Origin of the sequence: Nocardia shimofusensis NBRC 100134 (genome assembly GCF_001613125.1) — a bacterium.
Classification (GTDB): Bacteria; Actinomycetota; Actinomycetes; order Mycobacteriales; family Mycobacteriaceae; genus Nocardia; species Nocardia shimofusensis.
The window spans coordinates 157359-171558 of sequence record NZ_BDBT01000012.1 but is presented as its reverse complement, the minus strand read 5'-3'; the positions used below and the strand labels follow the sequence as shown (position 1 = coordinate 171558).

General features: G+C 69.0%; 10 protein-coding genes. 9 read left to right on the top strand and 1 reads right to left on the bottom strand.

Annotated elements, in window-relative coordinates; translation table 11 throughout:
- The first annotated feature begins 28 nt into the window (after positions 1-28).
- From NS3_RS15805 to NS3_RS15795, 3 genes are all read left to right on the top strand, one after another.
- Positions 29-487 carry a helix-turn-helix transcriptional regulator gene (locus NS3_RS15805; RefSeq protein ID WP_067860277.1) on the top strand — a complete coding sequence of 153 codons (459 nt, stop codon included), beginning with the start codon at positions 29-31 and terminating at the stop codon, positions 485-487.
- Positions 488-492: 5 nt separating this feature from the next.
- On the top strand, positions 493-903 hold the full coding sequence (locus NS3_RS15800) for a VOC family protein (RefSeq protein ID WP_067860385.1): 411 nt from the start codon (positions 493-495) through the stop codon (positions 901-903).
- A 100-nt stretch (positions 904-1003) separates the two neighbouring features.
- Entirely contained in the window at positions 1004-3382 is a 2379-nt protein-coding gene (locus NS3_RS15795) for an ATP-binding cassette domain-containing protein (RefSeq protein WP_067860275.1), read from the top strand.
- A gap of 139 nt (positions 3383-3521) precedes the next feature.
- On the opposite strand, the gene NS3_RS15790 is transcribed toward NS3_RS15795, so the two are convergent.
- Complete coding sequence (locus tag NS3_RS15790; RefSeq protein WP_067860274.1) at positions 3522-4067, bottom strand: TetR/AcrR family transcriptional regulator; 546 nt, start codon at positions 4065-4067, stop codon at positions 3522-3524.
- 97 nt (positions 4068-4164) lie between these two features.
- On the opposite strand from NS3_RS15790, the gene NS3_RS15785 reads away from it, so the two are divergent.
- From NS3_RS15785 to narI, 6 genes are all read left to right on the top strand, one after another.
- On the top strand, positions 4165-5691 hold the full coding sequence (locus NS3_RS15785; RefSeq protein WP_067860272.1) for an MFS transporter: 1527 nt from the start codon (positions 4165-4167) through the stop codon (positions 5689-5691).
- 342 nt (positions 5692-6033) lie between these two features.
- Positions 6034-7254, top strand: coding sequence for an MFS transporter (locus tag NS3_RS15780; protein WP_067860271.1), 1221 nt, complete (start codon positions 6034-6036; stop codon positions 7252-7254).
- Positions 7255-7282: 28 nt separating this feature from the next.
- Entirely contained in the window at positions 7283-11038 is a 3756-nt protein-coding gene (locus NS3_RS15775) for a nitrate reductase subunit alpha (protein ID WP_169811648.1), read from the top strand.
- Complete coding sequence (narH, locus tag NS3_RS15770; RefSeq protein ID WP_067860269.1) at positions 11038-12702, top strand: nitrate reductase subunit beta; 1665 nt, start codon at positions 11038-11040, stop codon at positions 12700-12702. Before NS3_RS15775 ends, narH begins: the two co-directional genes overlap by 1 nt.
- On the top strand, positions 12699-13415 hold the full coding sequence (gene narJ / locus NS3_RS15765) for a nitrate reductase molybdenum cofactor assembly chaperone (protein WP_084495591.1): 717 nt from the start codon (positions 12699-12701) through the stop codon (positions 13413-13415). The genes narH and narJ overlap by 4 nt, the downstream gene beginning before the upstream one ends.
- Positions 13412-14170 carry a respiratory nitrate reductase subunit gamma gene (gene narI, locus NS3_RS15760; protein WP_067860267.1) on the top strand — a complete coding sequence of 253 codons (759 nt, stop codon included), beginning with the start codon at positions 13412-13414 and terminating at the stop codon, positions 14168-14170. Before narJ ends, narI begins: the two co-directional genes overlap by 4 nt.
- Positions 14171-14200 lie beyond the last annotated feature (30 nt).

Genomic DNA, 14200 nt, shown 5'->3' with positions numbered 1-14200 from the left:
GCTCATCGAAGTCGCCGAGTGTGCGACGATGGGGCAGGTGACCGGAAAGAACGGCTCTGATCAGCGCCTCCGTGATCTCGCTCGATTGCGCCGGGTGCGCGACCGCATCGACCGCGAATACGCCCGCCCCCTCGACGTCGAGGCGCTGGCGCGCGACGCGCACATGTCCGCGGGGCACCTGAGCAGGCAGTTCCGCGCCGCGTACGGCGAATCTCCCTACAGCTATCTGATGACCCGCCGCATCGAGCGGGCCATGGCCCTGCTGCGCCGCGGCGATCTGAGCGTCACCGAGGTCTGCTTCGACGTCGGCTGCTCCTCGCTGGGCACCTTCAGCACCCGTTTCACCGAGCTTGTCGGCATGTCCCCCAGCGCCTACCGCAAACAGGCCGCCGAAGCGCCGGTGGATCTGCCCTCGCTCGTGGTCAAGAAAGTCACCAGACCGGTCAGGAATCGAGAAGCGCCGGTGAACCCGCCGCAACTAGCGTGATCGTCATGGACATCACCATCGCTTCCAGCTTCCTTCCCCACGACGACGCCGAGGCCGCGCTGGCCTTCTACCGCGACGCCCTCGGCTTCGAACTGCGCCAGGACGTCGGCTACGAGGGCATGCGCTGGCTCACCGTCGGCCCGCCCGGACAGCCCGGCACCTCCATCGTGCTGCACCCGCCCGCCGCCGACCCCGGCATCACCGACGAGGAGCGCCGCACCATCACCGAGATGATGGCCAAGGGCACCTACGGGTCGATCCTGCTCGCCTCCGACGACGTCGACGCCGCCTTCGAGAAGTTGCAGGCGCGCGAGGTGGAGATCGTGCAGGAGCCGATCGACCAGCCCTACGGCGTGCGCGACTTCGCGCTGCGCGATCCGGCGGGCAACATGATCCGCATCCAGCAGCGCCGCTGACCTTTTCCATTTCTGTCCCCACCAGCCGGTACCCTCCCTGCGCGTACCGCCCTTCCAGTTCGCCGACCGACGGCCCGATCCGCTGACCGATGGAGATCCGATGAGCCCGGCCCCCGCCACGGACACCCCGCACGTTGCCGACAACCACGATGTGATCCGCGTGCAGGGCGCGCGCGAGAACAATCTGAAGGACGTCAGCGTCGAGATCCCGAAACGCAGGCTCACGGTCTTCACCGGTGTGTCCGGGTCGGGCAAGAGTTCGCTGGTCTTCGGCACCATCGCCGCCGAATCGCAGCGGATGATCAACGAGACCTACAGCGCCTTCGTGCAGGGTTTCATGCCGACGCTGGCTCGTCCCGAGGTGGATCTGCTCGAGGGGCTGACCACCGCGATCATCGTCGATCAGGAGCGGATGGGCGCCAATGTCCGCTCCACCGTCGGCACCGCCACCGATGCCAACGCGCTGCTGCGCATCCTGTTCAGCCGCCTGGGCACGCCGCACATCGGTGGGCCGCAGGCCTTCTCGTTCAATGTCGCCTCCATCAGCGGGGCGGGCGCGGTCACCGTGGAGAAGGGCGGGCGGGAGATCCGTGAGCGACGCGAGTTCAGCGTCACCGGCGGCATGTGCCCGCGCTGCGAGGGCATGGGCAAGGTTTCCGACTTCGACCTGTCGGCCCTCTACGACGACAGCAAATCGCTGGCCGAGGGCGCGCTCACCATCCCCGGCTACAGCATGGACGGCTGGTACGGCCGCATCTTCATGGGTTCGGGTTTCCTGGACCCGGACAAGCCGATCCGCAAGTACACCAAGCGCGAGCTCAACGATCTGCTCTACAAGGAGCCGACCAAGATCAAGGTCGACAACATCAATGTCACCTACGAGGGCCTGATCCCGCGCATCCAGAAGTCGTTCCTGTCCAAGGACCGCGAGGCGATGCAGCCGCACATCCGCGCCTTCGTCGACCGCGCCATCACCTTCGCCTCCTGCCCCGAGTGCGAGGGCACCCGGCTGAGCGCGTTGACGCGCTCGTCGAAGATCAAGGGCATCAGCATCGCCGACGCCTGCGCCATGCAGATCACCGATCTCGCCGACTGGGTGCGCGATCTCGACGAGCCGTCGGTCGCCCCGCTGCTGACCACGCTGCGCCACACCCTCGACGGCTTCGTCGAGATCGGCCTCGGCTACCTGTCCCTCGACCGGCCCGCAGGCACGCTGTCCGGCGGTGAAGCCCAGCGCACCAAGATGATTCGCCATCTGGGCTCGGCGTTGACCGACGTCACCTATGTCTTCGACGAACCCACCATCGGCCTGCACCCGCATGACATCCAGCGCATGAACGAACTGCTGATCCGTCTGCGCGACAAGGGAAATACCGTGCTGGTCGTCGAGCACAAGCCCGAGACCATCGTCATCGCCGACCACGTGGTCGACCTCGGCCCCGGCGCGGGCACCGACGGCGGCACCATCTGTTACGAAGGTGATATCGACGGCCTGCGCGAGTCCGACACCCGCACCGGACGCCACCTCGGCTACCGCGCCACGGTGAAAGACACCGTCCGCAAGCCCGCCGGCGCTCTCGAGATCCGCGGCGCGAACCAGAACAACCTGTGCGACGTCGACATCGACATCCCCACCGGCATTCTCACGGTCGTGACCGGCGTAGCGGGCTCGGGCAAGAGCTCGCTGATCCACGGCAACCTCGCCAAGCGCGAGGGCGTCGTGGTCGTCGACCAGACTGCCATCAAGGGCTCGCGCCGCTCCAACCCCGCCACCTACACCGGCCTGCTCGAACCCATCCGCAAGGCCTTCGCCAAGGCCAACGGCGTGAAACCCGCGCTGTTCAGCCCGAATTCGGAAGGCGCCTGCCCCACCTGCAACGGCGCGGGCGTCGTCTACACCGACCTCGGCCCGATGGCGAGTGTCTCCACGGTGTGCGAACTGTGCGAGGGCAAACGCTTCGACGCCTCGGTGCTCGACTATCACCTCGACGGCCGCGACATCAGCGAAGTCCTCTCGATGCCCGCCGCCGAGGCCGCCGAATTCTTCGGCGCCGGAGAGGCACGCACCCCCGCCGCCCACAAGATCCTGCAACGCATCACCGACGTCGGCCTCGGGTACATCACCCTCGGCCAGCCGCTGACCACCCTGTCCGGCGGCGAGCGTCAGCGCCTCAAGCTGGCGAGCCAGATGGCCGACAAGGGCGAGATCTACATCCTCGACGAACCCACCACCGGCCTGCACCTCGCCGACGTGGCGAACCTGCTCGCCCTGCTCGACCGTCTCGTCGACGCGGGCAAGACGGTCATCGTCATCGAACACCACCAAGCCGTCATGGCCCACGCCGACTGGATCATCGACCTCGGCCCCGGCGCCGGCTACGACGGCGGCAAGGTCGTCTTCGAGGGCACCCCGGCCGACCTGATCGCCGACGGGACCACCCTCACCGGCAAGCACCTCGCCGAGTATGTGGGGCTGTGAGAGTCCTCGAGTTCGCCGGGAGCCCGGTGAGATGCGCGGATCGGCGTCCCGACGACGGAGCGAGCGCCCCGGGCCGCCGGGGTTCCAGGCGAGCGGACAGTCCAGGGGGAACGACGCGTGACGTGTGGCGAGCGAAGCCTCAACGCCCCAGCAACAGGTGGACCACCCGCCGGTAGCGCTCCGGGTCGATGGGCGGTACGCCGAGCAGTGCCCGTAGGTAGACGCCGTCGCCGACCAGGCGGATCAGGTCGGCGCGCACCGGGTCGCCGACCTCGGCGTCCAAGCCGTCCGACCAGGAGTTCATGAGGTCGGCCAAGGCTCGCCGGACGCCGTCGCCACCCGCACCCGAGGTGGCGTCGACGGTGCGCATGGTGGCCAGCATCGAGCGGTACAGCTCGAGTTCCACGGCCTCGCTCTTGTCCCGCGGATCGGGAGTCTGCAGGTACCACTCGGCGACGCCGCCGCCCTTGGCACGGGTCTCGGCCAGCTGGTGTTCGACGCGGGCGCCCAAGCGCTCGACGAGTCCGGCCAGCAGCGCGTCCTTGCTCTTGAAGTGGTAGAGCAAGCCGCCTTTGGAGACCCTGGCCGCGGCGGCGACGCTCTCCAATGTCACCTGGGACATGCCTTTGTCCAGCAGGACGGACTCGAGTGCGTCCAGGATCCGATCGCGGGTGGTCGACGTCACGAGGGTCGACTATACCGTCCGGACGGTACTGACGGGTACTGTACCGTCTGGACGGTAAATGGTCCGATTCCCTCGAGCGACGGAAGTCGAGAAAGTCATGAACGCCCCGGCGTCCCCCACCCCCACATCCCCCGCCCTCACACCGCCGCGCGCCACCACACGCACCTGGGCGGGTCTGGCCGTACTCGCCCTCGCCCTGCTGCTGCTGTCGATCGATGCCACGGTGCTCGATCTCGCGGTGCCCGCGCTCAGCGCCGATCTGGCCCCCACCACCCCGCAGTTGCTGTGGATCATCGATGTGTACTCCTTCGTGCTCGCCGGCTTGCTGGTGGTGATGGGCGATCTCGGCGATCGCGTCGGCCGCCGTAAGCTGCTGATCATCGGCGCCATCGGCTTCGCGCTGGCGTCCGTGGTGGCCGCGTGGGCGATCTCGCCCGCCATGCTCATCGCCGCCCGCGTACTGCAGGGTGTCGCGGGCGCGACACTGATGCCCGCCACGTTGGGCCTGATTCGGTCGATGTTCCACGACCCGCGCCAGCGCACCGTCGCGATCGCGGTGTGGAGCGCGATGGCAGGCGGCGGCGCGGCGGCCGGTCCGCTGCTGGGCGGGTGGCTGCTCGAGCACTACTGGTGGGGTTCGGTGTTCCTGGTGAATCTGCCGGTCATGCTCGTGCTGGTCGCACTGGCCCCGGTGCTGATCCCCGAATCGCGCGATCCCGCCCCCGGCCGATTCGACCTGCCGAGCGCGGCGCTGTCCATGCTCACCCTGGTGCCGATCGTCTACGCCGTGAAGGAGACCGCCGCGCACGGCCCGCGGCCGATGCTCGCCGTGGCCGCCGCCGCGGGCCTGATCGCCGGCACGCTGTTCGTGCGCAGGCAGCGACGGCTCGCGCGGCCGATGCTGGATCTGACACTGTTCGCCCGGCCGGCCTTCCGCACCGCCGTGCTGACCAACCTGCTGGCCGTGTTCGCACTGGCTGGTGTGCTGTTCTTCGGCTCGCAGTACCTGCAACTCGTGCTCGGCCACTCGCCGCTGCGCGCGGGCGTGCTGTTGCTGCCCGGCCTGATCGCCGGGGTACTCGGCTCGCTCGCCGCCGCGTGGCTGGTGAGGCGACTGCGTCCCGGCACCGTGCTGGCCGGCGCATTGGTGACCGCGGCCGTGGGCGCGGCGTTGTTCCTGCGCCTGGGCCCGGACGCCACCGCGGCTACCGTGCCTTTCGTGCTCGGCTTCCTCGGCATCGGCGGGGGCGTGGGCGTGGCGCTGACGGTCTCCGCCGACCTGGTGATCAACTCCGCCCCGGCCGAGCGCGCCGGCGCGGCCGCGGCGGTGTCGGAAACCGCCTACGAGACCGGCCTCGCGCTGGGCGTCGCCCTGCTCGGCAGCACGGTGATGGCCATCTTCCGCAACGCCATGCGCCCCGTGGGCTTGCCCGGCGAGGCGGGCGAATCCCTGTCCGCCGCGACCGAATTCGCCCGCGGACTGCCGGAAGCGACCGCCGAGACGGTCCTCACCTCGGCACACGCGGCCTTCGTCTCCGGCATCCATTCGGCCACCGCAGGCACCGCGGCGGTGCTGTTGATCGCCGCGGCCTTCGCGTTCCGGCTGCGCTCGTCGGCGATCTGATCCGGTGCGGGAGTTCCAGAGGCATAAGCCCCGCCGTGGGAACGGTTTTCGCGGCGGGGGCACGAAGTACCCGCCGGATGGCAACTCTCTGTGCAGAGTTCACCGGCCGTTCCCCTCTCCACGGGTACGCTGGCCCCCGTCAGTGGGAAAGTGCCGAGGACTTCCGGAAGCCACCGGACAGCCGGAATCCGCGTCGTTTTCCCTGAATCACACGTCCGGCATCTCATCCGTTTCCGCCGGACCCGAGACAGTCTCCGTCGGTCTCCGAACAGGCCGATGCCGTAGACATCCTCCGGTACCGCACAACGCCAACCCGCACGCGAACGAGTCGAGGGAGCGACGATGGGAGCGGTGGATACCACGGCCACGGACCGAACCAGGAGCGCCGTAGGCGGCCGCACACTCATGCTGGTGCTGGCGACCGTCGGCTTCGCCCTCAATTTCTGGGCCTGGGCATTGCTGAGCCCGCTGGCCTCCCGATTCAAGGAGTCACTCGAGCTCGGCTCGTTCGCCGAGTCCCTGGTGGTGGCGGTGCCGGTGATCGTCGGCGCGCTGGGCCGGATCCCGGTGGGCGCGCTGACCGACCGGTTCGGCGGGCGGGTGATGTTCCCGCTGGTCTCGTTGATCACCGTCGTCCCGGTGCTGTTCCTCGGCCTGGTCGGGACCTCCTCGCTGGCGGGGCTGTTGATCGGCGGCTTCTTCCTCGGGCTCGGCGGCACCACCTTCGCCATCGGCGTGCCGTTCGTCAGCAGGTGGTTCCCGCCGGAGCGGCAGGGGCTGGCGATCGGGGTGTACGGCGCGGGCATGGGCGGCACCGCGATCAGCGCGCTGACCACGGTCCCCCTGGTCGACGCGGGCGGTCTGGCAACCCCGTTCCTGCTGTGCGCCGCCGCACTGACGATCTACGCGGTCGTGGCATGGCTGCTGATGCGCGACGCGCCCGGCCGCACCCCACCGACCGAGCCGATGCTCACCCGCTTGGGTCAGACCTTGCGACTGCCCGCCACCTGGCAGGCGTCGGTGCTCTACGCGGTGACCTTCGGCGGCTTCGTCGCGTTCTCGGTGTATCTGCCGTCCTACCTCAAGACCGCCTATGAGCTGACCCAATCCGACGCGGCGAACCGGATGGCCGGATTCGTGCTGCTGGCAGTGGTGATGCGGCCGGTCGGCGGCTGGTTGGCGGACCGGTTCGGCGCGGTGACCGTGCTGACAGCGGCTCTCGCCATCGTCGCGGTCGGCGCGTTCGCGGACTCCTTCACCCCGGCCCTCATGCCGATCGGCACCATCGCGTTCCTGGCGATGGCGGCCGCGCTCGGCACCGGCAGCGGCGCGACCTTCGCGCTGGTCGCGCTGCTCGCGCCACCGGGCAAGGTCGGCTCGGTCACCGGCGTCGTCGGCGCGGCGGGCGGCCTCGGCGGATTCGTGCCGCCGCTGGTGATGGGCGGGATCTACGGCGCGATCTCCGATTACGGCCCCGGCCTGCTCGCACTGGCGGTCGTGGCGCTGGCCGCGATGATCTTCACCCTCACCGTGGTCCGAAAAGCGGTGGCCGCCAACGCGTGAGCTCTCCCCCGCGACGGAAGGAATACCCATGGCCCGTTCCCGGAAGGGCACGCCCACCCCGCAGCTGGACGACGACCTGACCGACGCGCTGGTCCGGACGCGCCGGTTCTTCAACCGGACGCTGCGCACCGGCACGGAGGTCTCGCCGGACCTGCGGGCGATGTTCCAGTCCGGGGGCAGAGAGGCCGATCAGTTCTACCGGGACCGCTGGAGCCACGACAAGGTGGTGCGCTCGACCCACGGCGTGAACTGCACCGGCTCGTGCTCCTGGAAGATCTACGTCAAGGACGGGATCATCACCTGGGAGACCCAGCAGACCGACTATCCCTCGGTCGGTCCCGACAGACCCGAGTACGAACCGCGCGGCTGCCCGCGCGGCGCGGCGTTCTCCTGGTACACCTACTCCCCCACCCGGGTCCGCTACCCGTATGTACGCGGGGTTTTGCTGGAGATGTACCGGGAGGCCAAGGAGCGCACCGGTGATCCGGTGGCGGCCTGGGCGGAGATCGTCGAAGATCCGGAGAAGGCCCGGCGCTACAAGTCGGCCCGCGGCAAGGGCGGGCTGGTCCGCGCGAGCTGGGACGAGGCCGTGGAGATCGTCGCCGCCGCGCACGTGCACACCATCGCCGCCTACGGGCCCGATCGCGTCGCCGGCTTCTCACCGATTCCGGCGATGTCGATGGTCTCGCACGCCTCCGGCGCCCGGTTCGTCTCCCTGCTGGGCGGGACGATGCTCTCGTTCTACGACTGGTACGCCGATCTTCCGGTCGCCTCGCCGCAGGTCTTCGGCGACCAGACCGACGTGCCCGAATCCGGGGACTGGTGGGACGCGGGCTATCTGATCATGTGGGGCTCCAACCTGCCGGTGACCCGCACCCCGGACGCGCACTGGATGGCCGAGGCGCGCTATCGGGGACAAAAGGTCATCGCGGTTTCCCCCGACTACGCCGACAACGTGAAGTTCGCCGACGAATGGCTCGCTCCCGTGCCAGGCACCGACGGCGCGCTGGCGATGGCCATGGGGCACGTGGTGCTGCGGGAGTTCTTCGTCGATCGTCGGGTTCCCTATTTCACCGACTACGTCCGCCGCTTCACCGACCTGCCGTTCCTGGTCCGGCTCGACGAACACGACGGCGAGCACCGGCCGGGCAAATTCCTCACCGCCGCCGACCTGGGTGAGGTTCGCCCCGGAGAGCAGGCGGACCGGACCGCCGCCGGAGACGACACCGCGCACGAGAACGCCGAGTTCAAGACGGTGCTGCTCGACGACGCGACGGGCCGCCCGGTCGTGCCGAACGGCTCGCTGGGCTTTCGCTACGGCGATCAGGGCGCGGGCCGCTGGAACCTTCGGCTGGGCGATGTCGTCCCACGGCTGACCGTGCTGGGCGAGGAAGCGGTCACGGTGACGTTGCCGCGTTTCGACGCCGCCGACGGCTCGCCTGCCCTGCTGCGCCGCGGCGTCCCGGTGACCCGGGTGAACGGGCACCTGGTGACCACCGTGTTCGATCTGCTGCTGGCCCAGTACGGCGTGCGTCGCGACGGCCTGCCCGGCCAGTGGCCCACCGGCTACGACGACCCCTCCGAACCCTGCACCCCGGCCTGGCAGGAGAAGATCACCGGCGTGCCCGCGGCCGCCGCCGCGCGCATCGGCCGGGAGTTCGCGGCCAACGCCGAGGAGAGCCGGGGCCGGTCGATGATCGTGATGGGCGCGGGCACCAACCACTGGTTCCACTCCGACACCATCTACCGCGCCTTCCTCACCCTGACCACGCTGACCGGCTGTCAGGGTGTCAACGGCGGCGGCTGGGCGCACTATGTGGGACAGGAGAAGTGCAGGCCGGTCACCGGGTGGTCGCAACTGGCGTTCGCGCTGGACTGGAGCCGACCGCCGCGACAGATGATCCAGACCGCCTACTGGTACCTGCACACCGACCAGTTCCGCTACGACCCGTTCGGCGCCGACACCCTGTCCGCCGCGCACGCCGACGGACAACTGGCGGGCATGAGCACCGCCGACGTCATCGCGCAGGCGGCGCGCCTGGGCTGGATGCCGTCCTACCCCACTTTCGATCGCAATCCGCTCGACATCGCCGAGGCGGCAGAGCGTCTCGGCAAGCCCATCGGGGAGTACATCGTCGAGGAACTGCGAGCGGGACGGCTGCGGTTCGCCTGCGAGGACCCCGACGCCCCGGCCAACTTCCCGCGCGTGCTCACCGTCTGGCGCGCCAATCTGCTCGGCTCCTCCGGCAAGGGCAACGAATACTTCCTCGAACACCTGCTCGGCACCGACTCCTCGCTGCGGGCGTCGGAGGCGCCGCCGGGCGCCCGCCCGCGCGATGTGGTCTGGCACGAGCAGGCCCCGCGCGGCAAGCTCGACCTGCTGCTGTGCCTGGACTTCCGGATGACCAGCACCACGGTCTTCTCCGATGTCGTGCTGCCCGCCGCCACCTGGTACGAGAAGCACGATCTGAACACCACCGACATGCACCCGTTCGTGCACTCGTTCAATCCGGCGATCGCCCCGCCGTGGCAGACCCGCACCGACTGGGACGCCTTCCAGACCATCGCCGAGACCTTCAGCGAGCTGGCCCGCGACCGGCTCGGCGTGCGCAAGGACGCCGTAGCGGTCCCGCTGCTGCACGACACCCCCGACGAGCTGGCCACACCGCACGGCCGGGTGGCCGACTGGCGCGACGGTGAACACGAGCCGGTGCCCGGCCGCAATTTGCCGAAATTTGTTGTCGTGGAACGAGATTACGGCGCCATTTCGGCCAAGATGCGCTCGCTCGGCCCGCTCGCCGACACTCTCGGCGCGACCACCAAGGGCATCACCTACGAGGTGCGGCGCGAGGTGGATTACCTGCGGGAGAAGAACGGCACGATCCGCGGCGGGCCCGCCGACGGGCGGCCGTCGCTGGTACGGGACGTGCACGCCTGCGAGGCGATCCTGGCCCTCTCCGGCACCACCAACGGGCATCTGGCCGCGCAGGGCTTCCGCACGCTGGAGCGGCGCACCGGCACCGCGCTGGCCGATCTGGCCGCCGAGCACGAGGGCAAGCGCATCACCTTCGCCGACACCCAGTCCGCGCCGGTGCCGGTGATCACCTCCCCGGAGTGGTCGGGTTCGGAGACCGGCGGACGCCGCTACTCTCCGTTCACCATCAATGTCGAACGCGACAAGCCCTGGCACACCCTGACCGGCCGCCAGCACTTCTATCTCGATCACGATTGGATGAGCGAACTCGGCGAGAACCTGCCGGTCTTCCGGCCGCCGCTGTCGATGCACGAACTGTTCGGCGAACCCGGTGTGGGCGAGACCGGCGAACTGGGCATCGCGGTGCGTTATCTCACCCCGCACAGCAAGTGGTCGATCCACTCCGAGTATCAGGACAACCTGTTCATGCTCAGCCTCTCGCGCGGCGGCCCGACGATCTGGATGTCACCGCTGGACGCGGCGAAAGTCGGCATCGGCGACAACGATTGGATCGAGGCGGTGAACCGCAACGGCGTCGTGGTGGCCCGCGCGATCGTCTCGCACCGCATGCCCGAGGGCACGGTGTACATGTACCACGCGCAGGAACGGCTGATAGACGTGCCGCTCAGCGAGACCACCGGCCGCCGCGGCGGCATCCACAATTCGCTGACCCGGCTGCTGGTCAAACCCAGCCACCTCATCGGCGGATACGCCCAATTGAGTTTCGCGTTCAACTATCTCGGCCCGACCGGTAACCAGCGGGACGAAGTCACCGTCATCCGCAGGCGCAGCCAGGAAGTGAGCTACTGATGCGGATCATGGCGCAGATGGCGATGGTGATGAACCTCGACAAGTGCATCGGCTGCCACACCTGTTCGGTCACCTGCAAGCAGGCATGGACGAATCGGTCCGGGGTGGAGTACGTCTGGTTCAACAATGTGGAAACCCGTCCGGGCCAAGGGTATCCGCGCACGTACGAGGATCAGGAGCAGTGGCGGGGCGGCTGGACGCTCGACCGCAGGGGCAGGCTGCGCCTGAAGGGCGGCGGCCGATTGCGCAAGCTGCTCACCATCTTCAGCAATCCGAAACTGCCCGCGCTCGGCGACTACTACGAGCCGTGGACCTACGACTACCGCAACCTCACCACCGCGCCCGCCCAGGAGCACACCCCGGTGGCCAGGCCGAAATCGCTCATCACCGGCAAGGACACCACGATCTCCTGGTCGGCCAACTGGGACGACGACCTCGGCGGCGCGCCCGAATACGGCCACAAGGATCCGATGCTGGCGAAGATCTCGGATCAGGTGAAGTTCGAGTTCGAGCAGACCTTCATGTTCTACCTGCCGCGCATCTGCGAGCACTGCCTCAATCCCTCGTGCGCGGCCTCGTGCCCCTCGGGCGCGATCTACAAGCGCAGCGAGGACGGCATCGTGCTCGTCGACCAGGACCGCTGCCGCGGCTGGCGCATGTGCGTCTCGGGCTGCCCGTACAAGAAGGTGTATTTCAATCACCGCACCGGCAAAGCGGAGAAATGCACGTTCTGTTTTCCGCGCGTGGAGGTCGGCCTGCCGACCGTATGCGCCGAGACCTGTGTGGGACGGCTGCGCTACATCGGTCTGGTGCTCTACGACGCCGACAAGGTTCTCGAAGCGGCATCGACCCCGGACGAGCAGGATCTCTACGACGCGCAGCGGGAGGTCTTCCTCGATCCGGAGGACCCGCAGGTGCGCCGGGAGGCCGAGCGGGCGGGCATTCCGCACGACTGGATCGAGGCCGCGCGCCGGTCGCCGATCTACTCGCTGATCAACACCTACCGGGTGGCGCTGCCGCTGCATCCGGAATACCGCACGCTGCCGATGGTCTGGTACATCCCGCCGCTGTCGCCGGTCGTCGATGTCGTCCGCGACACCGGTCACGACGCCGAGGACCACGGCAACCTCTTCGCCGCCATCGAGGCCCTGCGCATCCCGGTGGACTATCTGGCCCAGTTGTTCACCGCGGGCGATCGGACCCCGGTGGTCGAGGTGCTGCGCAAACTCGCCGCCATGCGCAGCTACATGCGCGACATCAACCTCGGCCGCGAACCCAGGGAGGAGGTGGCGAACGCGGTCGGCATGAGCGGCGAGCAGGTCTACGACATGTTCCGGTTGCTGGCGCTGGCCAAATACGACGAGCGCTACGTCATTCCGGCCGCGCACGCCGAACAGGCGCACGGGCTGGAAGAACTCGCGACCGAATGCAGCCTCGACTACGAGGGCGGACCCGGCATGACCTCGGGCCCGTTCGGCGAGAGTTCCGGCGGGGTCTCTCCGATCGCGGTGGAGAACTTCCGGATGCTGCGCGACCGCCAGACCGCCGAGGACGCCACCACACCGGCGGGCAATCGCGCACGGGTGAACCTGCTCAACTGGGACGGCCGCGCCGACGAGGGGTTGTTCCCGCCCGAGCGCGAGACCGACGGGGACAGCCGATGAAGATCGATCCCGCCACCCGCTCGGCCGCCTGGCAGACCCAGTCGGTGCTGATGAACTATCCCGACGACCACTTCGCCGAGCATCTGCCGACGTTGCGCCGCGTCGCCGCCGCGCTGCCGCGGCCACTGGGCGCACCGCTGGGCCTGTTCCTGTCCCACGTCGACGCCGTCGGCCGCGAGGACTTGGCCGCCGCCTACGTGGCCACCTTCGACCACCGCAAACGCTTCAGCCCCTACCTCACCTACTTCGCCTACGGCGACACCCGCAAGCGCGGGGTCGCGCTGCTGCGCTTCAAACAGGCCTATCGCGCGGCCGGGCTGGACCTGTCCGACGACGAACTGCCCGACCATCTCGCGGTGGTGCTGGAGTTCGCCGCGTCCGGCGACGCCGAGACCGGGCTGCGGCTGCTCACCGAGCATCGCGCCGGTCTGGAGGTGATGCGGCTGGGGCTGCACGAGACCGGCTCGCCGTGGAGGCACGTGCTCGACTCCGTCTCGGCGACCCTGCCCGCGCTGAAGGGCTCGGAGTCCGACGCGGTGGCGCGCCTGGTCGCCGAAGGACCGCCGGAAGAAGAGGTCGGGCTCGCGCCCTACGCCCCCTCGCAGTACGCCCCCTCGCAGTACGCACCCTCGCAGAACGCGCCCGCCCACCACACGGCACCGCAGTTACTGCCCGACCCGCGCATGCCCGATCCACTGGAGGCCAGCCGATGACCGCGCATCTCGCCAGCGCCGCCGACCCCACCGCCGCCGAGACACTGCTGTGGGTCGCCGTGCCCTATGCCGCCCTGGCGATCTTCGTCGTCGGCCACTACTGGCGCTACCGATACGACAAGTTCGGCTGGACCACCCGCTCCTCCCAGCTCTACGAGAACCGGCTGCTGCGCCTGGGCAGCCCGCTGTTCCATTTCGGCATCCTGGTCGTCATCGTCGGCCACGTCATCGGGCTGCTGATCCCCGAATCCTGGACCGACGCCGTCGGCATCAGCGAGACCGCCTATCACGTCGTCGCGTTCACCCTCGGCGTGATCGCCGGTATCGCGACGCTCACCGGCGCCGCCATCCTCGTCTACCGCCGCCGCACCGTGGGCCCCGTATTCTCCGCCACCACCCGCAACGACAAGATCATGTACATCCTGCTGGTCGGCACCCTCGTGCTCGGTCTCGGCACCACCGTGCTGGCCAACCTCACCGACGAACCGCACAACTACCGCGAAACCGTCGCCCCCTGGTTCCGCTCGATCTTCGCCTTCCAGCCCGACACCGGCCTCATCCTCCGAGCCCCGCTCGGCTTCCAGCTACACGTCCTGTCCGCCTGGATCCTGTTCGCCTTCTGGCCCTTCAGCCGGCTGGTGCACGTGTTCTCCATGCCGCTGGGCTATCTGACCAGGCCCTACATCGTCTACCGCAGCCGCGACGAGCAACTCGGCGCCCGCGCACCGCGGCGGGGGTGGGAGCGGGTGCAGTAGGTCGCCGCCGCGCGAACCGTGACGGCGACG